At 66.3% G+C, this 26,934-nt stretch carries 19 protein-coding genes; 10 read left to right on the plus strand and 9 right to left on the minus strand.

The features are described 5' to 3' along the window. The first annotated feature begins 60 nt into the window (after positions 1 to 60). From EPD66_RS17135 to EPD66_RS17145, 3 genes are all read left to right on the plus strand, one after another. A complete protein-coding gene (locus tag EPD66_RS17135; RefSeq protein ID WP_142849729.1) occupies positions 61 to 441 on the plus strand; it encodes a hypothetical protein in 381 nt (126 codons plus the stop codon). Then, positions 438 to 2,717 carry an adenylate/guanylate cyclase domain-containing protein gene (locus EPD66_RS17140; RefSeq protein WP_142849730.1) on the plus strand — a complete coding sequence of 760 codons (2,280 nt, stop codon included), beginning with the start codon at positions 438 to 440 and terminating at the stop codon, positions 2,715 to 2,717. The genes EPD66_RS17135 and EPD66_RS17140 overlap by 4 nt, the downstream gene beginning before the upstream one ends. Positions 2,718 to 2,803: 86 nt before the next feature. Continuing rightward, a complete protein-coding gene (locus EPD66_RS17145; protein WP_142849731.1) occupies positions 2,804 to 3,076 on the plus strand; it encodes a hypothetical protein in 273 nt (90 codons plus the stop codon). A 53-nt stretch (positions 3,077 to 3,129) separates the two neighbouring features. Here EPD66_RS17145 and EPD66_RS17150 read toward each other — a convergent pair whose 3' ends face one another. The 4 genes from EPD66_RS17150 to EPD66_RS17165 form a co-directional block, all read right to left on the minus strand. Further along, positions 3,130 to 7,581, minus strand: coding sequence for a translocation/assembly module TamB domain-containing protein (locus EPD66_RS17150; RefSeq protein WP_142849732.1), 4,452 nt, complete (start codon positions 7,579 to 7,581; stop codon positions 3,130 to 3,132). A gap of 40 nt (positions 7,582 to 7,621) precedes the next feature. Beyond that, entirely contained in the window at positions 7,622 to 9,397 is a 1,776-nt protein-coding gene (locus EPD66_RS17155; RefSeq protein WP_185961473.1) for an autotransporter assembly complex family protein, read from the minus strand. 86 nt (positions 9,398 to 9,483) lie between these two features. Further along, positions 9,484 to 10,725: an ABC transporter substrate-binding protein gene (locus EPD66_RS17160; protein ID WP_142849734.1), complete on the minus strand. Its 1,242-nt coding sequence runs from the start codon at positions 10,723 to 10,725 to the stop codon at positions 9,484 to 9,486. Positions 10,726 to 10,731: 6 nt separating this feature from the next. Further along, a complete protein-coding gene (locus tag EPD66_RS17165; protein ID WP_142849735.1) occupies positions 10,732 to 13,071 on the minus strand; it encodes a Tex family protein in 2,340 nt (779 codons plus the stop codon). Positions 13,072 to 13,505: 434 nt separating this feature from the next. On the opposite strand from EPD66_RS17165, the gene EPD66_RS17170 reads away from it, so the two are divergent. Continuing rightward, entirely contained in the window at positions 13,506 to 16,118 is a 2,613-nt protein-coding gene (locus tag EPD66_RS17170) for a glycosyltransferase (protein WP_142849736.1), read from the plus strand. A 50-nt stretch (positions 16,119 to 16,168) separates the two neighbouring features. On the opposite strand, the gene EPD66_RS17175 is transcribed toward EPD66_RS17170, so the two are convergent. Then, entirely contained in the window at positions 16,169 to 16,438 is a 270-nt protein-coding gene (locus EPD66_RS17175; protein WP_142849737.1) for a PRC-barrel domain-containing protein, read from the minus strand. Between the two features lie 18 nt (positions 16,439 to 16,456). Here EPD66_RS17175 and EPD66_RS17180 point away from each other — a divergent pair, with 18 nt between their 5' ends. Next, positions 16,457 to 16,876 carry a hypothetical protein gene (locus EPD66_RS17180; RefSeq protein ID WP_142849738.1) on the plus strand — a complete coding sequence of 140 codons (420 nt, stop codon included), beginning with the start codon at positions 16,457 to 16,459 and terminating at the stop codon, positions 16,874 to 16,876. A 135-nt stretch (positions 16,877 to 17,011) separates the two neighbouring features. Here the strand turns inward: EPD66_RS17180 and EPD66_RS17185 are convergent, their stop codons facing one another. Beyond that, on the minus strand, positions 17,012 to 17,344 hold the full coding sequence (locus EPD66_RS17185; protein WP_142849739.1) for a hypothetical protein: 333 nt from the start codon (positions 17,342 to 17,344) through the stop codon (positions 17,012 to 17,014). Positions 17,345 to 17,356: 12 nt separating this feature from the next. Continuing rightward, a complete protein-coding gene (locus EPD66_RS17190; protein ID WP_142849740.1) occupies positions 17,357 to 17,560 on the minus strand; it encodes a hypothetical protein in 204 nt (67 codons plus the stop codon). Between the two features lie 104 nt (positions 17,561 to 17,664). Between EPD66_RS17190 and EPD66_RS17195 the strand changes: the two genes are divergently transcribed. The 3 genes from EPD66_RS17195 (at position 17,665) to EPD66_RS17205 (ending at position 22,185) form a co-directional block, all read left to right on the plus strand. Further along, positions 17,665 to 18,672 carry a HupU protein gene (locus EPD66_RS17195; RefSeq protein WP_142849741.1) on the plus strand — a complete coding sequence of 336 codons (1,008 nt, stop codon included), beginning with the start codon at positions 17,665 to 17,667 and terminating at the stop codon, positions 18,670 to 18,672. After that, positions 18,669 to 20,090, plus strand: coding sequence for a nickel-dependent hydrogenase large subunit (locus EPD66_RS17200; protein WP_142849742.1), 1,422 nt, complete (start codon positions 18,669 to 18,671; stop codon positions 20,088 to 20,090). Before EPD66_RS17195 ends, EPD66_RS17200 begins: the two co-directional genes overlap by 4 nt. 310 nt (positions 20,091 to 20,400) lie before the next feature. After that, positions 20,401 to 22,185 carry a monovalent cation:proton antiporter-2 (CPA2) family protein gene (locus EPD66_RS17205; RefSeq protein WP_142849743.1) on the plus strand — a complete coding sequence of 595 codons (1,785 nt, stop codon included), beginning with the start codon at positions 20,401 to 20,403 and terminating at the stop codon, positions 22,183 to 22,185. Positions 22,186 to 22,227: 42 nt separating this feature from the next. Here the strand turns inward: EPD66_RS17205 and EPD66_RS17210 are convergent, their stop codons facing one another. Both EPD66_RS17210 and EPD66_RS17215 read right to left on the minus strand, forming a co-directional pair. Beyond that, the gene (locus tag EPD66_RS17210; RefSeq protein ID WP_142849744.1) at positions 22,228 to 23,379 is read right to left on the minus strand and encodes a pyridoxal phosphate-dependent aminotransferase; all 1,152 of its coding nucleotides are present in this window, start codon (positions 23,377 to 23,379) and stop codon (positions 22,228 to 22,230) included. Beyond that, a complete protein-coding gene (locus EPD66_RS17215) occupies positions 23,376 to 24,824 on the minus strand; it encodes a gamma-glutamyltransferase (RefSeq protein WP_142849745.1) in 1,449 nt (482 codons plus the stop codon). The genes EPD66_RS17210 and EPD66_RS17215 overlap by 4 nt, the downstream gene beginning before the upstream one ends. On the opposite strand from EPD66_RS17215, the gene EPD66_RS17220 reads away from it, so the two are divergent. After that, positions 24,817 to 26,169 (plus strand): M48 family metalloprotease, encoded by a 1,353-nt coding sequence (locus EPD66_RS17220; RefSeq protein WP_255448552.1) that lies wholly within the window; start codon positions 24,817 to 24,819, stop codon positions 26,167 to 26,169. The genes EPD66_RS17215 and EPD66_RS17220 overlap by 8 nt on opposite strands. Next, entirely contained in the window at positions 26,166 to 26,933 is a 768-nt protein-coding gene (locus EPD66_RS17225; protein ID WP_142849747.1) for a DUF3047 domain-containing protein, read from the plus strand. The genes EPD66_RS17220 and EPD66_RS17225 overlap by 4 nt, the downstream gene beginning before the upstream one ends. Position 26,934 lies beyond the last annotated feature (1 nt).

The raw sequence follows: 26,934 nt of genomic DNA on the forward strand, positions 1-26,934 counted from the left end.
ATGCACATTACCCGAAAGAGCTACGCAGGCGAAGAGAGACTTAGTCATATAGGTGGAAAGATGGTGCCCGGGGACACGGAAAAAGAGCGGGACGAGGCACTGCGGCACCAGCGTTTCGAGGAGGAACGTCGCCGGCAAGAAGCGGCCGCCAGCGCCTCGGCGGAACGTGACGAACTGAAGGCCACCATCAACGCCCTGCGTGATATGCTGGAGACCCAGCGCATCGGCGAACAGGAACGGGTGCAGAAAGCCCTGTCCGCCGCCCATGACGAGATCGGCCAGCTCAAGGCGACCATCGACGCCATGCGCAACGAGATGGACGCCCAGCGCCACCGCTTCCTGGAAACGCAGCAGCGCCAGCTTCAGGAGCACGAGGCCGAGAAGCGGGAATTGCAGGCCATGATACAGGCGTTGCGCGAGAGTCTGGAGCAGCAGGAATGAGTGCCGACAATCGCAGCTTGCCCCTGATCGATGCCCCTCTCGACCGCAGGCAAACCACCGAGCTGCTGCTGGATGTTTCCAACCGCATGGCCGTTTCCGCCAACCTGTCGGAGGCCTTGCAAACCTTGCGGCGCATCGCCGTGAGCACGCTGGACAGTGAACGTGGCTCGATCTTCTTGAACGATCCCGCCACGAAGGAGCTGTTCTCGCGCATCGACGACGGCAAGTTCAGCCGTGAAATCCGCCTGCTGAACCATACCGGCGTGGCCGGGCATGTCTTCACCACCGGCGAAGGCTGCGTCATCCACGACGCCTATGCCGACCCTCGCTTCAACAGCGAGATCGACGCCATGACCGGCTTCACCACCCGCACCATCCTCTGCGCACCCTTGCGCACCCTGCGCGGTGACATCATCGGCGTGGCACAGCTTCTGAACAAGAACGACGGCAACTTCACCGAGGACGACCTGGAACTGCTCCAGGCCATGATCCGCCAGGCCGCCATCGTACTGGAAAGCCATCGCACGGTGGAAACCATCGAGCACGCCCGGCAGCAGGAACTGGAATTCCTGTCGGTGGTCTCGGAAATCAGTACCGAGCTGAAGCTCGGCCCCATGCTGCAGAAGATCATCTCGGCCATTACCCGCATGCTCAACGCCGAGCGTTCCACACTGTTCATCAATGACGAGAAGAGCGGCGAGCTTTATACGGAAGTCGGCCAGGGACTGGGGACCAGCCAGATCCGTATGCCCAACCACCTGGGCATCGCCGGTGCGGTCTTCACCACGGGCGAAAGCATCAACATTCCTCATGCCTATGCCGATCTGCGCTTCAATCCCGCCTTCGACCGCAAGACCGGTTTCTTCACGCGCTCGATCCTCTGCGTTCCCGTGATCAACAAGAACGGCAAGCGAATCGGCGTCACTCAGGTTCTGAACAAGCGCGGCGGGGCCTTCACGGCAGAGGACGAGGCACGGCTAAAGGCCTTCACCTCACAAATTTCCATCGGCCTGGAAAACGCCAAGCTGTTCGAGGACGTGCAGGCCATCAAGACCTACAACGAAGGCATCCTGGAAAGCATGACCAACGGCGTTGTTACGCTTGATGCCGAAGGCCAGATCGTCACCTGCAACGCCGCCGCCTTGCGCATCCTGCGCTGCGAGCCCGATGCCATTCTGAAACAGACTGCCACCGAGTATTTCAGCGGCCCCAATGCCTGGCTGGGCGAAAAGCTGGAGCATGTCCGCGAAAGCCAGGGCGTAGACGTGCTGATGGATGCGCAGTTGGTCTGCGCCGATGGCGAACAGCGTTCGGTCAACGTCACCGTCCAGCCCTTACGAGCGGCGGGCGAGGCCAAGCCGGGCTCGATGGTCGTCATCGAGGATATCAGCAACGAAAAGCGCATGAAATCCACCATGGCGCGCTACATGGACCCGACCCTGGCCGACAAGCTGCTGGGCACGGGGGAAGACATCCTGGGCGGCCAGTCCAGCATGGCGACCATCCTGTTCTCGGATGTGCGCAGTTTCACTACCCTGACCGAGGAACTGGGCGCCCAGGGCACCGTCAGCCTGCTGAACGAATATTTCACCATCATGGTGGATTGCATCCAGAACCAGGGCGGGATGCTGGACAAGTTCATCGGCGATGCCATCATGGCCGTCTTCGGCACGCCACTGGCCCATGACGACGATGAAGACCGCGCCGTACGGGCCGCCATCTCGATGCTGCGCGAACTGGATCGATGGAACGCCCAGCGCCTTGCCCAGGGCCGAAAGCCAGTGGAAATGGGCATCGGCCTGAACACCGATATGGTCGTTTCGGGTAATATCGGTTCGCCCAAGCGCATGGATTACACCGTCATCGGCGACGGTGTGAACCTGGCCGCCCGCCTGGAAAGCGCGTGCAAGGAATATGGCGCGCGCCTGCTGGTCAGCGAATACACGGTATGTAAGCTGCGCGGTACCTATCGCCTGCGCGAGGTGGACAAGGTAGTGGTCAAGGGCAAGACTCAGCCCGTCGGCGTGTTCGAGGTGCTGGACTATCACAATGATGCCACTTTCCCCAATATGATGGAGGCCTTGAGCGCCTTCAGCTTCGGCCTAAAGGCTTACCGCGACGGTCGCTTCGGTGCGGCCTTGAAGGCATTCGAAGAGGCCCTGACCCTGCATCCTGGGGATGCCGCGGCCGCCATGTATGTGAAGCGCTGCTCCCTGCTGCAACGCGAGCCGCCGGGAGACGGCTGGGATGGCGTCTGGGTGATGAAGAGCAAATGAGGAGCAGCTCCGCCATCCTATGGCAGCGCACGAATCATCCTGCTATGGTTTCGACAGTTTCCCGTTCTCCAGAGACAAAGGTTTCCATGATGCGCAAGCAGCTGCGTGCCTGCCTGCTGTTGACCCTTCCCCTGTCCCTTGCCGGCTGCGGCATTCCCGATGCCGTGGCCCATCTCACCAAGGTCACCCAGGAACAACATAACGCCTCGCGCGAACGTTCCGGTGCGCCTGCGGCCAATGCCGCCCCCGCCGCAGCGCAGCCGGCGCCGGCCTCCTACGCGCCCGAACCGCCGCCGCCCGCCGCCCCGGTGACGGTCCAGCGGGAAAGCATCATGGTCGAGGACCTGCCGCCGCAGTAAGCGCGGCCGGAGGGACAGGACGCCCCTCCTTCCTCTTTCCTTGCTTCCATCCCTTAATAATCCCGCCGCCAGCGCAGGCCCACGCCGCTGCTGGCGGCGGCATCATCGGCGAAATGCTGGCCGGCCTCGGCCTCCAGCGACAGGCCCCGCCCCAGGTCCACTTCGATGGCCGCCCGTGCACCGGCGGCGCTCTGATCAAGGCGCAGGAAGATGTCGCGGCCGAGATAGCGCCCGGCGGTGACGCCCGGACCATCCTCGCCGTCGCCGCCGATTTCCAGCATGTCCAGCCCCAGGGCGCCGCGCAGCAGCCCCACCGGATCGAAGCCCGGCCCGCCGCCGCCGAAGGCCAGCCCGGCGGCGGTGCGGCCAAGCTGCAATTGCTGCATGGGCGACAGCGCCCCCATTTCCTGGCCGAACAGGACCCGGGAGAGGACTTCGTCCGACGGATAGGCGGGGGTCGAGGCGATCTCCACATTGGGCTGGTCCGCCCGCCCGGTGACCAGCACCTGGGCCGTGACATCGCCCGCCTCTGCCTCGGCCATCACATCCAGGGCCGGATTGATGCGGTCGCCGCCGTCGAAGGTCAGCAGCCCGCGCGACAGGCGGAAGGTACGGCCGAGGAAGTCGTAATTGCCGCGCACCGCCGTCACTTCGCCGATCAGTTCCGGCTGGGACGCCGTCCCACCCACCACGAGGTCAGCGCGCCATTCGGTATCGGCGCCCATGCCGCGGACGAAAATCTGCTGCCCGCGCAACTCGACGCTCAGCGCCACGGTGAAATCCACGCCCGGTTCGCCTTCCTCGGCAAGTACCACGCGCGGCCCGCCGGGACGGTTGACCTCGATCACGTCCAGCGTCACCACCTGGGCGCCGCCGCGCACGGAATCCAGGTCCACCTGGGCGCGCAGGATGTCGATCCTGCCCGTCAGCGCCGCCTGATCGTCTCGACCTTCGAAATTAAGAGCGCCATTTGCCCAGGCGGTGCCTTCATCCATGCGCACCACCTGGAAATTGTTGAGATTCCCTTCGGCGCGGAAATAGAGGCCGTTCTCCTCCATCTCCACCTGCCCCCCGATCGTCATCCGGCCCCCGCTGCCGTCGGTTCCCTGCCCTTCCAGGGCGAAGGACTGGCTGTCGCGGGCCGACAGGGTCAGCTGGATATCCTGGATGATGGTGCCGCTGTCGTAATTCTCGTACCGCCCTCCGCTCATGGCGGCCTGGCCGCCGACCTGCGGGTCCGAGACGGTGCCGCCCAGGGTGAAGGCGGCCTGGACGGGACCGGAAATGCGATGGGCAGCCAGCGGCAGGGCATCGGTAATGCGGCCGATATCGCCGTCGAAGTTCAACTGCCCCGCCAGCGCCCCGTTGGGCGGCAGCATTTCCGGCCCATCCAAATCCACCGGCACACCGGCTTCGAAGGACAGGGACAGGATACCCGGCACCGCGACGTTCCCCTCCGCCGCCAAGGCGTTCTCGGCCAGATTGGCGGAAATCCGGGCCTGCCCGCCCGTCAGGGCCAGCTGGCGCAAGGCCAGATCGTCGCTTTGCAGGGTCAGGCTGCCTTCCGGCCGGGACAGAGTGCCGGACAAGGCGCCTTGTCCGCGCAGGGTCCCCGCCAGCCCCAGGTCGCCCACGAAGGGCTCGGCCAGGGACAGGGGTACGTCGGAGAGCACAAGGTTGCCCGCCAGCCTTTCCCCACCGGCCAGGCTGCCCGCGATCTCGATCCGCCCCTGTCCGGCCTCCAGTTGGGTCGGCGACAGGCGGATATCGTCGCCGAAGGCGACCTCGGTCGGCGCGACCAGACGCAGCGGCAGGTCGGCATAGGTCATTTCCAGGCTGGCGATGCGGGCCAGGGACTCGGACAGACGGACCACCCCCGCCGAGCGCAGGCTCAGGGGATGATCCGCCGCCTGCCCGTCGGCGCTGAGGGTATAATCAAGGCTTTCGACGCCGCCTTCGGCATCCAGCGCGAGACTGGTCAGGGTCGAACCACCGGCCGCCACACCGCTGGCGCGCAGGATGGCGGTCGCTTGGGGCGAGTCGCCGCTCAGGTTCCCGGCATCCACCCGCGCTTCCAGGCGCGAGACGGCATTCTCGCCCAGGGCGATATCCCGCCCCTCGATGATGATGGCCGCAGCCTGGCCCGGCGCGGGCACCAGCCGCAGGTCGAAGGAGGTCGCACCCGACAAATCCATCTCGGCCAGACGGCCCCAGGGCGCCATATCCCGGATCTCGCCGGTCAGGCGCCCCTCGGCCAGAACTTCCTCCAGCGCCACTCGGACATCGCCGCCGATGGCAGCCCCTCCCGGACCGCGCAGGGACAGATCGCTCAGGACCAGTTCCCCCTCGCCGAAGCTCAGCTGCGTATCGCCATCGATCGTCATGCCGCGCAGTCTGGCCGCCAGTTCCACCCGCCCCGCCACCCGGCCACCGATCTGCGGCAGGTCGAAACGGGCCTGGGCCGACAGGGGCTCGTCATTCATCAGGCCCTCGAATTCGGCGGTGCCGGTCAGGCGCGGCGCATCCAGCGCCCCCATCAGACGGGTGCGGATGGTGATTCGTCCCTGCAACGGCCCGATCTCCAGCGGCACCGTCTCGGGCAAAGGCTGTTGCGGCGCGACGCCATTGTCCTGAATGGGATCGACCGTCAGGGGCCGTCCGGGAGCGATGGCCGGCACCCGCCCTCCGCCGCCGCCACCTTGCATGGGCTCGACGGCGAAGGGCAGCATTTCGGCGATTTCCAGATCGATCTGCAGGTCGTATTGCTCGCCGACCTGACCATGGACGAGCATCCGCCCGCCCTCGCCGGCCAGCACCACCTGCTCGACCATCACGATTCCGTCCGGCGGCAACAGGACGCGGCCTTCCAGCGTCGGCCTCGGTCCCAGCACCTGGTCGGCGATGGCATTGCCGATGGAGAAATTCTCGGTATTGCCCGAGAAGGCCGCGACCAGATCCGGCCCATGCAGATTGCCCGTCACCTGGCCGGTCAACTTCAGGAGGCCGCGCAGCCCTTCCCCTGCGGCGGCTTCTCCTTCCGCAGGCGCCTCGCCCTCGGCGGCGGCGGAGGTCAGCAGGGCGGCATCACCCTCGGCGCGCAGGTCGATCTGCGTCTTCAGGCCCCAATCCTCCAACACGCCCGATGCCGCAAGGGCCAGGGCGGCGGCCTGGGCGCTGACCTCCTCGATTTCCACCCGTCCCGTCTCGGGCGACAAGCGCCCCACGGTACGCAGGTCCAGCCGGTCGCCCAGGGGGCCCAACTCGCCCTCGACCGTGGCCGGGCCGTGGATGGCGGCATCCATGCGCAGGCTTATCCACTCAGCCACGGCGACGGCGAAATTGCTTTCGATGGAACGCCAGCGCAACGCGGCGGCTCCGCCCTCGCCCGCTTCCAGGCGTCCTTCCAGATTGGGCTCGGCCGGAGTGCCCCCCAAATGACCGGCGAAGGACAGCGGCCCCATCATCTCGACACCGGCAAGACCGGCCAAGGCCGCCAGTTCGGGAACACGGGCGGAAAGGTCCAGCGTCATTTCCTCGTCGCGCAGATGCCCCGATGCCTGGGCGGACAATGCCTCGCCCGCGACACGCAAGTCACGGATCAGCCAGTCGCCTTCGTTCAGGCTGGCATCCAGGGCGAATGTCACCCCTTCCGGAGCCAGGGCCCGATAATCCTGACCGACGCAAGAGAGATCGAGCAGGCCGTCGGCGCGCACGCCCAGGGCATCGCCCAACGCCAGGCCGATATCGGCCCCCAGGCATTGCCGCTGCGCCGCGACCATGTCCAGCCGCCCCTGCCAGTCCGACAGCGGTCCCTCGCCACGCAGGGTAACGGCAGGCTCCGGCATGTCCTCCAGCCCCGCCACGGCCATCAGCAGCGCCCCGGCATGGCGGTCCATCCGCATGTCCACGCCCAGATGGTTGCGGGTCTCGTCGTAATCGAGGACCAGACCCGCCCGGGCCGGCCTGCCGTCGATGCGGCGCAGGTCGAGATCGGTCGAAGCGGCACCATTGGCCAAGCGCAGATTGCCGTCCAGCGCCAGGGCGGCGGCCTCGCCCGCCACGCCCTCGTCCAGATGGATCACCGCCTGAATGCGCCGCACATCCACGTCCACCGGCAGGTCGGGCAAGCGTGGCAGGCCTTCCCGTTCCTCTTGCGGACGCTCTTCCGTCTCGGGCAGGCGAGAAATCCGGATGGATTTGGCTTCCAGGTTGTCGACGATCAGATCGCGCCGCAGCAGGGCCGACGGCGACCAGACCAGGGCCAGGCCCCGGGCGTCCAGCCACACCCCCTCCCTGTCGGCCATGCTCAGCCTGTCGATCCGCGCCTGGAAGGGCCAGGAGAGGCTGAAGCCCTCGACCTCGGCGTCTCCATCCTCTCCGGCCAAGGCCGAAGCGATACGCGCCGTCAGCCATTTCCCGCCCGTTTCGGAATGGATGAAGGCCGTCGCACCGGCGATCAGCACCACCAGCGCGACGACGATGCCTACGGCGATGCGTACAGCCAATGCGGAACGTGTCATAGAACGTAATGTAGGAGAAAATCGCTTAGAATGCCTGCCCCAAACTCAAATAAATCTGGAAGGCATCATCCTGGGAACGGCGATTGAGAGGCACGGCCACATCGGCGCGGACAGGCCCGAAAGGCGTGTAGTAGCGCAGCCCCAAACCCGCTCCCCAGAACAGGCGCTCGCCGAGGTCCGGATAAGTGTCGACATAGGAACTGCCCGCCTCGACAAAGGGCACCACGCCCCAATTCTCGCCGAAGCGCATGCGCAATTCGCTGCCGAAGGCCAGCATGGAGCGGCCGCCGATCGGATCGCCCGACGCGTTCAGGGGACCGGCCATCTGGTAGCCATAGCCCCGCACCGAGCCGCCGCCGCCGACATAGAAGCGGCGATCCGCCGGAATATCGGTATGCCCCGCCCCCAGGATCGTGCCCACCGAGGCCCAGCCGGCCAGCACATAGCGGCTGTCCTGGTCCAGCGAGAGATAGACGCTGTCGGCGAGTTCCAGGCGGTGGAAACTGGTGGTCGAGCCCAGGATGTCCACGAAGGGCTGATAGCGTATCGAGAAGCGCCCGCCCTGCGTCGGGTTCAGGAAGTCATCCGTGGTATCGCGCCGCGCCTCGGTCGGAAAGGAAACCAGGGTGAAGTCCTGAGTCTCGTCGGTGACCGAATCGGTCTGGCGGGTATATTCGATCTGGACACCGCCGACCAGCGTCCACTGATCCGACGCCACCCATTCATAGGCCCCGCCGATCCCGATGGTCCGGGTTTCGTAGGCGTCGGTATTCTGCTGTTCGAGGACGAAGGTCGCCAGCAGGTTCTGGTTCCGCGCGAACAGGTCGGGCTTGCGGAAGGCGGCATCGAAGCCGGTGCGGATCTCGCTGTAGCGGGCCGCCAGGTCCAGCCGCTCGGCCACGCCGAACAGGTTGCGGTGCTGCCAGAAGACCTCGGCATTGGGGCCGATGGCGGTGGACCAGCCGATGCCGCCGCCGATGGTGCGATGGGGACGTTCGGTGACGGAGACCGCAACCGGCAACCGCCCTTCCTCGTCCATCTCTCGGCCCGCATCCACCCGCACCGCCGCGAACAGCCCGGTCTGCGCCAGCACCTGACGGGTTTCTTCCAGCTTGTCGCTTTGCCAGGCTTCGTTTTCCTCGAAGGTCAGGCGGCGGCGCACATAGATCGGCGCCACATCGGTGGTGCCGGAAATCGTCGCCTCGCCGAAGCGGGCGAAGGGACCGGTATCGATGGTCAAGTCGACGGTCAGGGTGTTGGTGGCGAAATCCGCCACCGCGCGGCGGTCGAGAACCCGGGCCAGGGGATAGGAATGGCGGCCAAGTTCCTCGATCAGCCGGGTCTGGGCGGCGACGATATCGGCGGCAATGGCACGCGACCCCAGGTTCAGCCCCAAGGCATCAAGGAGAATGGTGATCGGCTGGGCGGTGGGATCGGGATTGCGCGTATGGACGTTATAGGCCGTCAGGATGAAAGGCGGCCCCAGTTCCACATCGATGGTCACGTTCACCGGCGAGGCCGACTCGTCGATGGCGACGGAGACGGTCCCGGCGTAATAGCCCTGGCTGCTCAGCACATCGAGCAGGCGCTCCTCGTCCTCCTCGGCGCGGCGGCGCAAGGCGATCATGCTGGGCGGCGGACGGTCGGCCAGCCCCACCAGCCGGGAATTCTGCTCGATGGTCTCGAGCAATTCCTCCCCGACTCCGCGGATATGGACATGATACGGCACGTCCTGCGCCAGCGCCGGAGAGACGGCGAAGGCCAGCACGAGAAAGGCGAGAAGGGCGCGAATAAGAGGCATCGCCCTGCTATTTAGCATCGCTTTCCCGCCAGCCCAAGTGCGCTAGCGGTATGCCTTGCCTTTTGGCGAGGAAGGCTTGCCGCGGCTCAGCGCCGTGCGGGAGAACCGGTCTGCGGCTGCGGGGGAAGAGTCCAGCGCAAGGCACAGCGTTCCGCTTGGGGATCGCGCCAGCCCGCTGCGACGACACTGCGCATTTCGTTAACGATCTTGCCCTGCTCGTTGCGGACCACCTGGCGCAGATACCAGTCCTGCACCGGCTGATGGTTGCTGTCGAAGCGGAAGTTTCCCCGTACCGAGGCGAAATCGGCGCGGCGCAAGGCGGTGCGGAACGCCTCGACATTGCGCATCTGGCCATTGATCGAGCGCACCGCCGTCTCGATCAGCATGGCGGTGTCGTAGCCCACCGCGGCCATGGAGGACGGCAGGCGGCTGTACTGGCTTTCGAAATCGGTGATGAACTTCTGATTGGACGGGTATTCGAGATTGCGTGCCCACGGCCCCAGGTCGTAGATGTCCAGCGCCGCATCGCCCATCGCCGGCAAGGTGGTTCTGTCGAAGGTCGTCCAGGTGCCGAAAAGCGGCAAGATATCGCGCAAACCGGCCCGATAATACTGGCGCACCAGTTCGACCGCCTGGCCGCCGCCATGGACGGTATAGACGGCTTCGGGATTGGCTTGGCGCAAGGCCCGCAATTCCTGGCCGAACTCCATCTGGCCGCGCCGGGTCACGACCGTATCGGCCAAATCGCCGGTATAACCGCGCCGGAAGGCGGCGAGATGGGTCTCGCCGCGTACATTGTCGGGGGCCAGCAGATAGACGTTGCGGTACCCCTGGCCCTGGAGGAACCGCCCCATGATCTCGTCGGCGGCACCGATCCGGCCGAGCATGCCGAACAGGAAGGGATTGCAGCCTTCCCCGGCGACTTCCTCCGAGACGTGGTTGGCGACCAGGACGAAGCGTTCATAGGCCGCCGCGACTTCCAGGATCGCCGGCAAGGTCGCCGGGTCGCCGCCCGCGACGATGATGTCGGCGGCATCCCGCTCGATCAGCCGCCGCACGGCCTGGGCCGCAACCTCGGGGTCCGAGCGGTCGTCGGCCGCGATCAGTTCGGCATCCATGCCGCCCAGACGGTCCTGCAATTGCCGCAGGCCCAGCCGCAGGCCGTCATAGATGTCCTGGCTGTAAATGCCCGACGTCCCGCCAAGGCCGGAAACGAAGCCGATGATCACCATGTGGTCTTCGGGCAGGGTCAGGACCGGCTGCGCCCGCGCCGAGGGCGCGGCGGCGGCAAGCATCACTCCAAGCAGCACACCGAACAGCCGGACCATGGACGATCACCCTTTGCGCTTGGCGCGGGCGAAGGCTTCGGCCAGCGCACCGCCCATGGCGCCGCCGGACGAAGGGGATTGCTGCGGGCGCTGGTCGCGCGGCTTGCCCGGTGCGGGCCGCCGCTCGTCTCGCCGCTCGCGCTTCTCGCCGGAGGCCGGACGGGCGGCCTGTTCGTCCAGGCGCATGGACAGGCCGATGCGCTTGCGCTTGACATCCACCTCCATCACCTTGACGCGCACCACGTCCCCGGCCTTCACCACTTCATGAGGGTCCTTGACGAAGCGGTTGGCCAGCAGGGAAATATGCACCAGCCCGTCCTGGTGGACGCCGATATCGACGAAAGCACCGAAATTGGTGACGTTGGTGACCACGCCTTCCAGGATCATGCCGGGCTGCAGGTCCTCGATCTTCTCGACACCTTCCTTGAATTCGGCGGTCTTGAATTCTGGGCGCGGGTCGCGGCCGGGCTTTTCCAGCTCGGCGATGATGTCGCTGACCGTCGGTACGCCGAAACGTTCATCGGTGAAGTCCTCGGGCGCCAGCGAGCGCAGGAAGGGAACATCGCCGATCAGCGATTTCACGTCGCGGCCGGTGCGGGCGAGGATCCGCTGCACCACCGGATAGGCTTCCGGGTGGACCGCCGAGGCGTCCAGCGGATTGCTGCCGTTGTGGATGCGCAGGAAGCCCGCCGCCTGCTCGAAGGCCTTCGGCCCCAGGCGCTCGACCTCTTTCAACTGCTTGCGGTCGCGGAAAGCGCCGTTGCGGTCACGCCACTCGACGATATTGCGCGCCAGGGTCGGCGTCAGCCCGGCGACGCGTGCCAGCAGCGGCACCGATGCCGTATTCACGTCCACGCCCACCGCGTTCACGCAATCCTCGACCACGGCGTCGAGCGAACGCGACAGATGGGTCTGGTTGACGTCGTGCTGGTATTGGCCGACGCCGATGGATTTGGGATCGATCTTGACCAGTTCGGCCAGCGGGTCCTGCAGGCGCCGGGCGATGGACACGCCACCACGCAGGCTGACATCCAGGTCGGGGAATTCCTTGGCCGCCATTTCGGAAGCGGAATAGACCGAGGCACCCGCCTCGGAAACCACCAGCTTGGTCAGCTTCAGTTCGGGATGACGCTTGATCAGGTCGGCGGCCAGCTTGTCGGTCTCGCGCGAGGCGGTGCCGTTGCCGATGGCGATCAGTTCCACCTTGTGGCGGATCGCCAGGGCGGCCAGCACGGCGATGGACTTGTCCCATTCGTTGCGCGGCACATGGGGATAGATGGTGGCGGTATCGACCAGCTTGCCGGTGGCATCGATCACCGCCACCTTGACGCCGGTGCGCAGGCCCGGATCGAGGCCGATCGTGGCGCGCATCCCCGCCGGGGCGGCCAGCAGCAGGGCCTTCAGGTTGCGGGCGAAGACGGCAATGGCCTCTTCCTCGGCGCTTTCGCGCAGCCGGGACATCAGTTCCAACTCCAAATGCAGGTGAATCTTCACCCGCCAGGCCCAGCGCACCGTATCCACCAGCCAGGAATCGGCGGCGCGGCCGCGCTCGATGATGCCGAAACGCCCGGCGATGCGGCGCTCGGCCTCGCCCTGGGTCTTCACCGCCTGGACATCGAGTTCATCCGGGGGCAGCAACTTCAGATGCAGCACATTCTCGTTCCGCCCCCGGAACAAGGCCAGGGCCCGATGCGACGGCACCGCCTTGATCTTTTCCTGGTAGTCGAAATAGTCGGCGAACTTGGCGCCCTTCTCGGCCATGCCATCGGCCAGTTTCGAGGTCAGGACACCGCTGTCCCACAGCCAGTCGCGCAGCGAGCCGAGCAATTCGGCATCCTCGGCGAAGCGTTCGATCAGGATCTGCCGGGCTCCGTCCAGGGCCGCCTTGATATCGGCCACACCTTTTTCCGCATCGACATATTTCGCCGCCTCGGCCTCGGGCGACAAGGCGGGATCGGCCAGCAGGGCGTCGGCCAGCGGTTCCAGCCCCGCCTCGCGGGCGATCTGCGCCTTGGTGCGACGCTTGGGCTTGTAGGGCAGGTAAAGGTCTTCCAGCCGGGCCTTGGTCTCGGCCTCGTTGATCTGGGCCTTCAGCTCCTCGGTCAGCTTGCCCTGTTCCTCGATGCTCGACAGGATCGCCGCCCGGCGGTCCTCCAGCTCGCGCAGATAGCGCAGGCGTTCTTCCAGGGTGCGCAGTTGCGTGTCGTCCAGCGCCCCCGTGACTTCCTTGCGATAGCGGGCGATGAAGGGAACGGTGTTGCCTTCGTCCAGCAATTCGATGGCGGCCTGGACCTGGGCGTCGCGAACCGAAAGTTCCTGTGCGATGCGTTGCGCGATGGAAAGCATGAACGTCCTGTCTTGGAATCGTGAACGCGTTGAGCGAGCCAAAGGCTTTACCCCATCCGGCCTAGGCTGTGCCAGTCCCTTCGACATCGATGGAAGCAATGATGGGGAGGATGGGCTGGCACTGCCATGATCATGCCACTTTTCAGAGGCAGGACTGCCAACTAAAGCATTACAGGTACTCGACTTGTCGTGACGGTTTCGATATATTTGGCTCCATTCGCCGACACTCCCGGCCACGCCTTTCCGCGCGCGGGCTTGCTGTCGTGGCGATGTCATTCGCAAGAAGGTTTCTCCGCCGGATTAGGGTCAGACCGGCGCAATCCACGGAAAAACAGCAAACGGATACAAGCCGGCGCAGAAATGCGTACGGCCTTTATTCATATTTACACCCCCGAGGGCACTCCTCACCTCTCCGCTTTTACCTGGTAGAATCGATGCGACTTTCAGGCGTTTTAGTTCTGATCGTGATCGTCCTGGGCAATATCGGCGTCTGGGCCTGGATGAACCGGCCCCATTCCGACCTGCCCTGGTCCGGCACCATCCGCGGCGTGTCCTTCGCTCCCTACCAGCGGCATCACAACCCGCTGGAAAACATCCTGCCGACGCCGGAAGAGATCGACTCCGACCTGCGTCTCCTGGCGGGCAAGGTCGATTCCGTGCGTCTCTACACCGCGCTGGAGGGCATGGAAGTCGTGCCCGAACTGGCGGCGAAATACGGCATGCGCGTCAATGCGGGGGCCTGGATCGACGACCGCCTGGGCAAGAACGAAGCGGAAATCACCACCTTGCTGCGCATGGTGCGCAACAACCCCAATATCGACCGGGTGATCGTCGGCAACGAGGCCCTGCATCGCGGCGACGTCACGCCGGCCCAGATCGCCCGCTACATCCGCAAGGTGCGCGAGAAGGTCAGCGTGCCGGTCTCGACCGCCGAGCCGTCCTATATCTGGCTGGAATATCCCGAACTGGCGCGCGAGGTGGATTACATCGCCATCCACATCCTGCCCTATTGGGAAGGCGTGCCGGTCGAACATGCGGTGGACTTCCTGCTCGGCCAGTATCACGAAATCCAGCGCCGCTTCCCCGATAAGCCGGTGGTCATCACCGAAGTGGGCTGGCCGAGCGCGGGCAAGAGCCGCATGCAGGCCGAACCCTCGCTGGTCAACCAGGCCCTGTTCCTGCGCCGCTTCCTGAACGTCGCCGCGCTCGAGAACATCGACTACAACATCATCGAAGCCTTCGACCAGCCCTGGAAGAAGGAGATCGAATGGTCGGTCGGCGCCCATTGGGGCATGCTGGATGCCGACCGCAATGCCAAATTCTCCTGGGTCGGCCCGGTCATCGAATTCAAGGAATGGCCGCTCCAGGCCGGTGCCGCGACCATCCTGGCCCTCCTGCCGGTCATCTTCTTCCTTTATAAGTGGAACGACCTGCGGCCGGGAGGACGCATCTTCTTCGCCCTTCTCGTGCAGTTCGCCGCCTCGCTGGTGATCTGGTCCATGTCCATGCCGGTCATCCGCGACACCGCCCCGGCCACGGAACTGATGGTCCTGGTGCTGATCCCATCCCAGATCATGCTGCTGCTGGTGGTGCTGATCTCGGGCCTGGAACTGACCGAGCTGACCTGGACGCGCAATCCGCGCCGCCGCTTCCAGCCGCTGCCGCCCGAGGCCGCCAAGCGCTTCCCAAAGGTCTCGCTGCACCTGCCCATCTGCAACGAGCCGCCGCATATGGTGAAGCTGACGCTGGACAGCCTAGCGAAGCTCGACTACCCGAATTTCGAGGTCCTGGTTCTCGACAACAACACCCGCGACCCCGAAACCTGGAAGCCGGTGCAGGAATATTGCGAGCAACTGGGCGACCGCTTCCGCTTCTTCACCCTGGGCAAGTGGCCGGGCTTCAAGGCCGGCGCGCTGAATTTCGGCCTGACCCAGACCGCCCCCGACGCCGAGGTGGTGGGCCTGATCGACGCCGATTACGTGGTGGACAAGAACTGGCTGCGCTCGCTGATCCCCTATTTCGAGAACGAGAAAGTGGGTTGGGTGCAGGCGCCCCAGGATCACCGCGAATGGGAAGACCATCCCTTCAAGGAAATGATCAACTGGGAATATGCCGGCTTCTTCCATATCGGCATGGTGGCGCGCAACGAGGCCAACGCCATCATCCAGCACGGCACCATGACCCTGATCCGCAAGGAAGCGCTGGTCGATACCGGGCGCTGGGCGGAATGGTGCATCTGCGAGGACGCCGAGCTGGGCCTGCGCCTGCTCAAGCACGGCTACGACTCGGTCTATGTCGAGCACAGCTTCGGCCACGGCCTGACGCCCGATACCTTCCTGGCCTATAAGAAGCAGCGCTTCCGCTGGGCCTATGGCGGGGTGCAGATCCTGAAGGGCCACTGGAAGGCGCTGATGCCCTTCCGCAAGAGCGGCCTCAGCGCGGCGCAGAAATATCACTTCGTCGCAGGCTGGCTGCCCTGGTTCGCCGATGCCTTCTATCTAGCCTTCACCCTGCTCAGCCTGTTCTGGGCCGCGGGCCTGGTGCTGGCGCCCCGCTACTTCGACTTCCCGCTGGCGACCTTCGTCCTGCCCACGGTGGGCGTCTTCGTCGCCAAGCTGATCCACCACCTGTTCCTCTATTCCACCCGCGTCAAATGCACGTGGAAACAGCGGCTTGGGTCGGCGGTCGCGGGGATGGGCCTGACCTATTCCGTCGCCCTGGCGATGTGGCAGGGCATCTTCACCAAGTCCACGCCCTTCTTCCGCACGCCCAAATGCGAGAACAAGGCGGCCCTGACCCAGGGCTTCCTGATGGCCCGCTCGGAAACGCTGCTGATGCTGGGCCAGTGGCTTGCCGCAGGCGCGGTGCTGGCCTCCTATGGCTGGCACGATCCCGATGCCCGCATCTGGGCGCTGGTGATGGTGGTTCAATCCACGCCCTTCCTGGCAGCCCTGATCACCTCGATGATCAGCGCCCTACCCTCCCGTTCGGAGCGCGAGGCCAAGCGCGACAAGAAGAAGCGCGGAAACCTGGTTCCGGCCGAATAAGCGAAAGGCCCGCTGCGAAACGGCGGGCCTTCTTTTTTGGGGGAAAGGGATTAGTTGCCGCTCTGATATTCGGGCATCTGCGAAAGTTCTTCCTGGCTCATGTTGACGATCACCTGGTCGCCGCTGATCTGGACCTGATCCCAGGGTACCGCCACCTCGCGGCCCCCTATGCCGAGAACGGCGCCTTCCTGCACGACGACAGCGTCGGCCTGGCCTTGCGGCCCGATGATGACATCGGTGATCTCACCCAGTTCCTGCCCCTGCTGATCCACGGCCGTCTGCCCGATCATGTCCTGGGCTTCCGGCCTGATCTGCGACATCTGGTCCTGGAACTGCTGTTGCTGCTGCTGTTCCTGCTGTGCCTGCTGATCCTGGGGCTGTTGTCCGGCTTCCGGCGGCGGAGGCTGTTGTGCCTGCTGATCCGAGGGTGGCTGCTGCCCGGCTTCCGGCGGTGGGGGTTGCTGCGCCTGCTGATCCGGGGGCGGCTGCTGTCCGGCTTCCGGCGGTGGCTGCTGCGCCTGCTGATCCGGGGGCGGCTGCTCTCCGGCTTCCGGCGGCGGTGGTTGCTGTGCCTGCTGATCCGGCGGAGGCTGCTGCGCCTGCTGGTCCTCGGGCTGCAGCGCTTGGCCGAGTGCGTCACGGCCGTGCTGCAACTGCTCCTGCGCGCCCTGTCCGAGCTGCTCCGCAGGCGATTGATTGTCTTGTTGCTGTGCATGGACGCCGCCACCCGCGAGGGCCAGCGACGTGGCGATCAGTAAGGTATATTTGAAACGCATTCCAATCCTCCAGCATTGGCCTTTCGGGCACCAACACGGAAAGCCGGCCGAGGATCAGTCCCCTATTCCCATTTGCGTTTCCTTACCAAGTATCGCGGCTGGAATGCCGCCGCCCCTTCAGAACCCCCAGAAGGAGAGCGCGGCGATCAGCACGCCCAGGACGATCAGGAAAATCAGCCCGCCGAAGGCCCAGGCCGTTCCGGATTTGGTCTTGGAATTGCCCTCCGGCCCGGCGAAGTCCATCCGCTCCACCATGCCTTTCTGGCGACGGAGGTCGGCGCGCATGTCCTGGCTGGAGGTTGGCGTGGCGGACGCCTCGGCGTCGGTTTCCATGGGTGCCGCCGCGTAGGGATCGAAGGCATGCTTGTCGCCGGTGCGCCCCGCATCGATATCGCCACGCTGCGTTTCGCCCTTTCTCGGCACGTGCTGCGAGCTTTCGTCTCTGGCCATGTCGCCTCCTCTTTACCGCAGGACCCATTCGGTCGAGATCGACCACATCACAAGGGCCAAGGCCAGCAGCAGCCCCGGCGTCAGCAGCACATACAGCTTGTCCTCGGCCTCGGTCAGGCGCTGGAAATCGCGCATCTGCGCCTGGTGGCGCAGATATTCCCGCCAATCATCCTCCGCGCCCGGAACCTGCACCGGGTCCAGGGGATGGGATGTCATGCCCTGCTCCATGGATGGTCCTCCTGGGCAGATCAACAGCCGGAACGGCGATAGGGTTCCCGGCCCCCTTGCCTCGGCGGGCGAGACGGCCTTACTCTCGCGTTATGAGCGAACGCGCCTTCACGCTTCTCTGGCTTCAGGCCGGGTCCTGCGGCGGCTGCACCATGGCAGCGCTGGAAGCCGAAGGCGTGGGCTTCGCCGCCCTGCTGGAACGCTTCGGCATCAGGCTGCTGTGGCATCCCTCGCTCAGCGAGGAAAGCGGGCCGGAGGCGACCGCCATCTTCGAGGCCATCCTGACCGGAGAACAGCACCTGGACGCCCTCTGCGTCGAAGGCTCCATCCTGACCGGCCCCAACGGCACGGGGCGGTTCCAGATGCTGGCCGGGACCGGGCGCTCCATGGCGTGGTGGGTACGGGAACTGGCGGTCAGGGCGCGCCACACCCTGGCCATCGGAAGCTGCGCGGCCTTCGGCGGCATCCCGGCGGCGGGAAGCAATCCCACCGATGCTACCGGCCTGCACTATCTGGACGAGGAAGCGGGCGGTTTGCTGGGCGAATCCTGGCGCTCGCCCGGCGGCCTGCCGGTCATCAATGTCGCCGGCTGCGCCCCCTATCCCGGCTGGATCGTCGAGACCCTAGCGGCCTTGGCCCTGGGCGACCTGCGCGCCGAGGATTTGGACATGCTGGGCCGTCCCCGCTTCTGGGCCGAGCACCTGGCCCATCACGGCTGCGGGCGCAATGAATTCTACGAATTCAAGGCCAGCGCCGTCTCCCCCTCGGACATGGGCTGCATGATGGAAAATCTCGGCTGCAAGGCCACCCAGGCGCCGGGCGACTGCAACCTGCGGCGCTGGAACGGCGACGGGTCCTGCACCGATGCCGGCTATGCCTGCATCGCCTGCACCGTGCCCGGCTTCCAGGACCCCGCCGGGGCCTTTCAGGAAACGCCCAAGCGCGCCGGCATCCCGGTGGGCCTGCCGCTGGACATGCCCAAGGCCTGGTTCGTCGCCCTGGCCGCCCTGTCCAAATCGGCCACGCCGGATCGCGTCCGCACCAACGCCACCTCCGATCATGTCGTGGTGCCGCCGCAAAGCCGGAAGAAGACACCATGAGCCGGCTCGTCCTCGGTCCCTTCAACCGCGTCGAGGGCGACCTGGAGATAAGGCTGGACGTCCAGGACGGGCGGGTCCGCGAGGCACAGGTCAACTCGCCGCTCTATCGCGGCTTCGAGCAGATATTGCTGGGCCGCCCGGCGCTGGATGCCCTGGTCATCGCCCCGCGCATCTGTGGCATCTGCTCCGTCTCGCAATCCTCGGCCGCCGTCGCCGCCCTGGCCCAGTTGGCGGGCGCATCCATGGCCGAGAACGGCCGCCTGTCCGCCAATCTTGCCCTGGCCTGCGAGAACCTGGCCGACCACCTGACCCATTTCTATCTCTTCTTCATGCCCGATTTCGCCCGTGCGGCCTATGCCGGGAAATCCTGGCATCCCCATGCCGTCCGCCGCTTCGCCGCCGTGAAGGGCGAGGCCTCGGCGGATTTCCTGCCCGCCCGCAGCCGCCTGCTGCATGTCATGGGGCTGCTGGCGGGAAAATGGCCCCATAGCCTAGCCCTGCAACCCGGCGGCACCACCAAGCCGGTGGATGCGGGCGAGAAGATGCGCCTACTGGCGATCCTGGGCGAGTTCCGCGCTTTCCTGGAGCGCCACGTCTTCGCGGCTCCGCTGGAACAGGTGGCGGGGCTGGAGAACGCCGCGCAGCTTCAGGCCTGGAAGGCGGAAAAACCCGAACAGGAGGGCGATTTCCGTTTCTTCCTGCATCTGGCCGAGACGCTGGAACTGGACCGCCTGGGCCGCGCCACCGACCGCTTCCTCAGCTATGGCGGTTTCTTCCGGCGCGGCCAGTGGCATCACGGCGACCAAAGTCTGGATGCCAACACGATCACCGAGGATCTGAGCCATGCCTGGATGACCGGCGATACCGCCCATCCCACGCGCGGCCACACCCTGCCCGATGCCGACAAGGACGGGGCCTATTCCTGGTGCAAGGCTCCGCGCCTGGACGGCGAGGTGGCCGAGGTCGGTGCCCTGGCCCGCCAGGTGGTCGACGGCCATCCCCTGCTGCGCGATCTCGTCCGCCAATCCGGCGGCAATGTGCGCAACCGCGTCATCGCCCGCCTGATCGAAGCCGCGCGGCTTGTGCCGCTGATGGAAGGCTGGGCCCGCGCCCTGCGCCCGCGCGAACCCTTCTGCCTGGATGTGGCACTGCCCGACCAGGGCAGCGGCGCCGGTCTGGTGGAGGCCGCGAGGGGCGCGCTGGGCCATTGGCTGCGGGTCGAGAACGGCCGCATCGCCGGTTACCAGATCATCGCCCCGACCACCTGGAACTTCTCCCCCCGCGATGCCCAGGGGCAGCCCGGCGCGCTGGAGCAGGCCCTGGTGGGAACGCCCGTCTCGGACAACGAAACCATGCCGCTGGCCGTCCAGCATGTGGTCCGTTCCTTCGATCCCTGCTCGGCCTGCACAGTTCATTGACAGAGCCGGAAAAGATGGAAATCAGCTGCTTATTTTTTGAGCGAAGCCATCTATCCCCTTGGCGGCTGGGACTACCAACAATTTGCCCGGAACTTATCCACAGGCTTCCCCACAGGATTTGTGGATCATCTGTGACAATGACCGGGACCATCCTTCCCCGGCCACGCGGCGGAACCTTCCCCTGCCGAAGCCGTTCCCATTGAGGCTTCTCGCTCTCCGTTGATCCCTCCCGGCAAGGAAGGGCGGCCAGGCCCTCCGCGAGAAGCGCCACCTTGCCCCGGGGAACGCGAGCCTGGGAGCGAGCGGGACAATGAACAGCCTTCTAGTCGAAGTCATCATCTTCCTGGCGGCCTCGGCGATCGCCGCCCCCTTGGGGAAATATCTCGGGGTCAGTTCGGTGATCGGCTATCTGGCCGCCGGAATGCTGATCGGTCCCCATGGGCTGGGCCTGATCGGCACCGCCGACGATGTGGCCGAGATCCTGCATTTCGGCGAGTTCGGCGTCGTCCTGCTGCTGTTCCTGATCGGCCTGGAACTGCGCCCGGCCCGCCTGTGGGCGATGCGTTCCAAGCTTTTCGGCCTCGGCGGATTGCAGGTCGGCATCACCGCCATTCCTTTATCGCTCTGCGCCTGGCTCTTCGGGCTTGCCCCCGGCGTGGCCGTGCTGATCGGCTTTTCCCTCTCGCTCTCCTCGACCGCCTTCGCCCTCCAGCTCATGGAGGAACGGGGGGAGCTGAACACGCGCTCCGGGCGGCTGGGCTTCTCGACCCTGCTCTTCCAGGATCTCGCGGCCATTCCCCTGATCGCGCTGCTGCCGCTGCTGAGCCGGACGGGAACGCAGGAGAGCTTCGACTGGACCCATCCCTTCATCGCCCTGGGCGTGATCGCTGCCGTCATTGTCGGCGGCCGGCTGCTGCTCGAACGGCTTTACCATCTCGTCGCCTCCACCCGCGTCAAGGAGGCGATGACCGCTTCCGTCCTGCTGACCATTCTCGTCGTGGTGCTGCTGTTCGAATCCATCGGACTGTCGGCCGCGCTGGGCGGCTTCATCGCCGGGGCGGTGCTGGCGGAGAGTTCCTATCGTCACGAGGTCGAAGCCGATCTCGCACCCTTCGAAGGGCTGTTGCTGGGGGTCTTCTTCGTCGCCGTCGGCATGGCGCTCGACCTCGGCCTCGTCCTGGCGCAGCCGCTTGCCGTGGCCGCCATCGCCTTGGGACTGGTCGTTGTGAAATCGGGGGTGCTCTACGGCCTGGGCCGCTGGCAGCGCCTACCGCCGAAGGCCGCGCGTTCCTATGCCCTCTATCTTTGCCAGGGCGGGGAATTCTCCTTCGTCCTGTTCTCGGCAGCCGCCGCGACCCAGGTGATCGCAGCCAATCTCGCGGCCATCCTGACGGCGGCGGTCACCATCTCGATGCTGATGACGCCCGTCCTGATCCGGGCAGACGAATGGCTGTTTCCGCCCCCGGCGGAGACGATGCGCTACGACACCCCGCCGCAAGCGCAGGGGCATGTCATCATCGCCGGGTTCGGGCGTTTCGGCCAGATCGTCGCCCGCGTCCTGCGCGCCAAGCAGGTTCCCTTCACCGCGCTCGACATCAGCCCGGAACAGGTGGATTTCGTGGCACGCTACGGGAACAAGATCTATTACGGCGACGCCTCGCGCCTCGATCTCCTGCAGGCCGCACAAGCGGAAAATGCCCGTGCCTTCATCCTCGCCATCGACGATGTCGAGGCCTCCGTCCGGACGGCGGAGATGGTGCGGTCCCATTTCCCGAAGCTGCCGGTCTATGCCCGCGCCAGGAACCGCCGCCATGTCCACCGCCTGATGGATGCCGGGGTCACGCTGATCCAGCGCGAGACCTTCCTGTCCTCGCTCGAACTGACCCGCCAGCTTCTCATCGGGCTGGGATGGTCAGAGGACCAGGCGGCCGCCTCCATCGAGACCTTCCGCGAGCAGGACGTCAAACGCCTGAAGGACGACTACCACTATCATAGCGACGAGCAGCGCATGCTGGACCGGGCGCGTGCCGATGCCCTGGAACTGGAACGCCTGTTCGCCGAGGACACCGAGCAGGAGAATCCGCCGAAGGCCTAGAAAAAACCCCGCCCGGCAAAGCGGACGGGGTTTCCAGTTGGGTTATTTCCGCCAGGCCCGCAGCCGCTTGACGGCCTCGGCCATGGTTTCGGTGGAACCGGCGAAGGAGAAGCGCATGGCGCGATGGCCTTCCTCGGGGTCGAAATCCACGCCGGGGGTAGCGGCGATACCGGTTTCGGCCAGCATGCGGCGGCAGAAATCCTGCGCGTCATTGGTCATCTGGCTGATATCGGCATAGATGTAGAAGGCACCGTCGGCGGGGGCCAGCCGGTCGAAACCGGCCTTGGGCAACTCGTTCAACAGCAGTTCGCGGTTCCGAGCGTAGCGGACCACATTGGCTTCCAGCTCCTCCTTGCAGTCGAAGACCGCCAGGGCCGCCTGCTGGGACAGGGTAGGCGCCGAGATGAACATGTTCTGCGCCAAGCATTCCACCGCACGGGCCAGATCGTCGGGCACCACCATCCAGCCCAGCCGCCAGCCGGTCATCGAGAAGTATTTGGAAAAGCTGTTGATGACCACGGCATGATCGGCAAAGGCCGCCGCCGTCGCGGCTTTCCGCCCGAAGGTGATGCCGTGGTAGATTTCGTCCGAGATCAGGCGGATGCCCTTGCGCTTGCAGCAGGCGGCCAGATCCGCCACCTCCTGCTCGCTCAGCATGGTGCCGGTGGGGTTCGAGGGGCTGGCGACGATGACGCCGTCGATGGGCTGGTCAAGGGCCTCGATCACCTGGGCGGTGATCTGGAATCGCGTTTCCGCCCCCACCCGCAGCGGCACCGGCTCGACGCCCAGGGCGCGCAGGATGTTGCGATAGGCGGGATAGCCGGGGCTGGCGATGGCCACCCGGTCGCCCGGCTCGAAGGCCGCCAGGAAGGCCAGCAGGAAGGCCCCGGACGAGCCGGTGGTCACCGCCACCTGCCGGGGATCGACGGCCACGCCGTATTCCGCCTTGTAATGGGCGGCGATCTTCTCGCGCAGGGGCTCGATGCCCAAGGCCAGGGTGTAGCCCAGGCTGTCGCCGGACTCCAATGCCCGCTTGGCGGCCTCGACCACCCGGGCCGGGGCGCCGGTCGAAGGCTGCCCCACTTCCAGATGCAAAACGTCGCCCGTCGCCGCCTCGCGTTCGGCGGCGGCGCGCATGACGTCCATGACGATGAAGGGCGGGACATTGCCCCGCTTGGCGACCTTCAAGGTCATGCCCCGCCTCCCAGCAGGATGGCCAGACCCGCGCCGCGCGGATCGGTCACCGCCCGGCAGCGCTCGGGTCCGGCCCGGCCGCTGGTGCATTGCAGGGCCTGGACCCGGTTGGGCTGGACGGCGGGCAGAATGCGGGGACCTTGCGGCGCCGTCAGGGCCTCGGCCAGGGGCTGGCCCGCCAGCATCACCCGCGCCGTCACATCGGCCAAGGCTGCCGGCACGCCGATGCCGCCGGACGCCGTCGCGGCCAGGCGCAATTCCGTGGTGGGTTCGTTGACCACGACCACCGGCGCCACGGCGGCATAGGCGGCGCCCGCGCGGCTGTCCGGCGCCGCGGCCAGGATCACGCCCGTTCCCGGCACCATGCGCCCGGTACCGAAGAGATGGTTCATGGTGAAGGAACAGGCGACCGTCTGCCCCTCGGCATCGGCCACGATCAGACCCGCCGAGGCCGGAAAGTCACTGGCGGACCCCACCCCGGCACGGGACGAGGCTTCGGACAGCAGGCGGGATCGCGTCTCGTCATCGGCGCGGGCGAAGCCGCTTTCCTGCAGCATCGACAGGATCTCGGCGGCAATCACGCTCCCGGTTGCCGGAACCCCGGCGAAATGGGCGGTGTCGTCGCCGACCCGCACGGCCAGCGTGGAACGCCATTGCGGCACGAAATTGCGCAGCTCGTCGAGCGACAGAGAACCGCCGGCCTGTTCCGCCCCGGTGGCCAGCAGGCGCGCCGTCTGGCCGAGATAGAAATCCCCCGCCCCATTGAGGCGCAGACGCGCCAGCACCGCCGCCAGATCCAGTTGCGTGATCCGCTGCCCCTCTGCCACGGCTTCGCCCGAATTGGCGGCGAAGATGGACCGAACGGCGGGATCGCGCAGCAGGGGATCGGCCACCATGCTGATATCCTGGGCCAAAGCGCGGGAGACCGGAACGCCGAAGCGGGCCAGATGTTCCGCCGGGGTGATCAGGCTTTCCCAGCGCAGGCGGCCATGCTTGGCGTGCAGCGCGGCCATGCCGCGCGGATTGCCGGGAATGGCGCTGGGCCGGTCGGTGTTGTCGGTGATCGCCTGCGAGGCCGGAGGCAGGAAGTCGAGCATTTCGGCCTGGCGGCTCTGGGGGTCCCAGACCACGCAGGCCCCGCCGCCGCCGAGACTGGCGGCAGACGGCATGGTCACGGCCATGGTAAAGTAACCGGCAACGGCGGCATCGGCAGCGGTGCCGCCGGCGGAGAGGGTATCGCGGGCGATCAGGGCGGCACGCGGTTCGTCGGCGGCGACCATGCCGGCATAGCCCTGGACATATCCCAGTCGGCCAAGGCCCTCGCCTTGCGTCGGCTGGCAAGCGGCCAGGGCCAATACCAGGGCCGCTCCCACGAGGCCAGATTGCCCGTAACGGCGGGTCTGCCTAGGTTTGATGTCGAGCAGCGAGTGTTTGTCCGTGTTCAATCGCATAATCTTCCTGGTCATGCTGTTCCTGGTGGCCGTGTCCGCGCCCCTGTCGCGCGCGTCCGCGAATAACATGTCGATGATTCGAGATGCGGAAGTGGAAAATACCATCCGCGCCTACGCCACGCCACTGCTGGAGGTTGCCGGCATCGATCCGCAGTCGGTCAGCATCTATCTGGTCAAGGACAACCGCTTGAATGCCTTCGTCGCCGGCGGCCTCAACGTCTTCTTCAATACCGGCCTTCTGATGCGCGCCGAGGCCCCGGAACAGGTGATCGGCGTGCTGGCCCATGAAATCGGCCACATGGCGGGCGGCCATCTCAGCCGCCTGCACGATGCCGCCGGGCGCGCCACCGCCGAATCCATCGTCGCCATGGTGCTGGGCGCCGCCGCCACCATGGCCACCGGGCGCGGCGATGTCGGCGCCGCCGTGATCATGGGCGGCCAGCACGCGGCCCAGCGCAACTTCCTGTCCCATACCCGCGCCCAGGAATCCGCCGCCGACCAGGCGGCGGTCAACTATCTGGACGCCACCGGCCAATCTGCGCGCGGCCTGCTGCGCTTCATGGAAATCCTGGAGGGCCAGGACCTGCTCCAGACCGAGCGCCAGGATCCCTATGTCCGCACCCATCCGCTGACCCGCGACCGCATCGACTTCCTGCGCGCCCATGTCGCCCGCTCGCCCCATTCCGACGCGCCCAGCCGTCCCGGCTATGAAGAGATGCACGAGCGGATGCGCGCCAAGCTCTACGCCTTCCTGGAATCGCCCGTGCGCACCTTGCGCCGCTATCCCGAGACCGACACCAGCTTCGTCGCCCGCTACGCCCAAGCCATCGCCTATTACCGCCGCCCCGACCTGGGCCGCGCCATCCCACTGATCGACGAATTGATCGCCGAACGGCCCGAAGACCCCTATCTGCATGAATTGAAGGGCCAGATGCTGTTCGAGAACGGTCGCGCCGAGGAAGCGCTTGCGCCCTATCGCGAGGCGGTGCGCCTGCTGCCCCATCCCCTGCTGCAGATCAGCCTCGCCCAGGTGCAGATCGAACTGGGCACGCCCGACATGCTGGAGGAAGCCCGGCAGAACCTGTCCAATGCCCTGAAGATCGAAGGCGACAACGGCTTTGCCTGGCGGCTTTACGCCACCGCCCTGGGGCGGCTGGGCGAGGAAGGGCTGGCCGCCTATGCCATGGCCGAACATGCCCTGCTCGGCCAGCGCCTGCCCGAGGCGGCCTATTATGCCAATCGCGCCGAACAGCTTCTGCCCCAGTCCTCGCCGACCTGGCTGCGCACCCAGGACATCAAGGCCGAGACGGAGCGCCTGCGGGAGAACCAGAAAAGGTGAACCGACGGAACCGGACGACCGGGTGGGGGCCAGGTCTGGCCATGCTGCTGCTGATGGCCGGCTGTGCCCCCGTCCCGCCGCCGGTTCCGCTCGCCGTCGCCCAGGGGACGGAACTGGACCTGCTGGGCGAGGATCTGGCCTTCGCCCTGTCGGCTCCGCCTTCGGCACGGCGCGAGGCCGGGTTCTTCACGGTGGGTTTCCCCGCCTTCCAGGCCCCTGCCACGCCCGAAGCGATGGGCCGCAACGCCCTGCAAGTGCTGACCCCGCCGGGACGCGGCGCGGTGGGACGGCGCATCGACACCGCCCTGACCGACATGCCCTATCTGTCCTGGTCCTGGCGGCTGCAGCCGCGCACTCCGGCGCCCATGCTCACCCCCTCGCCCGACGCGCCCATGCGGCTGCTGGTCGGCTTTTCCGGAGGCGGCACCGGCACGGAAGAAACCGCCCTCTCCGCCCTGCCGCCCCATGAACGGGCGGCGGTCATCCTGTGGGCCGCGGAATCCTGGCAAGGCGGCGCGGCCCTGACGCGCGGCCCCTATGGCCGCTTCGTCGCCCGGGCCGGCGGCAGCGACGGAAGATGGTGGGGGCAGGAACTGGACCTGGCCGCCCTGCACCGCCGGCTTTGGCCCGAGATCGAGATCGGCGCCGTGCGCATCACCTTCGTCGCCGTCGCCGCTGAAGACACCGCCGAGGAAAGCCTCGGCGAGGTGGCGCAGATCTCGCTGGCCCCGCCGCCGCCTTCGGCCCCGGGCATTTCCGAATAAG

Source organism: Telmatospirillum sp. J64-1 (genome assembly GCF_006980715.1).
Lineage (GTDB): Bacteria > Pseudomonadota > Alphaproteobacteria > Rhodospirillales > Magnetospirillaceae > Oleiliquidispirillum > Oleiliquidispirillum nitrogeniifigens.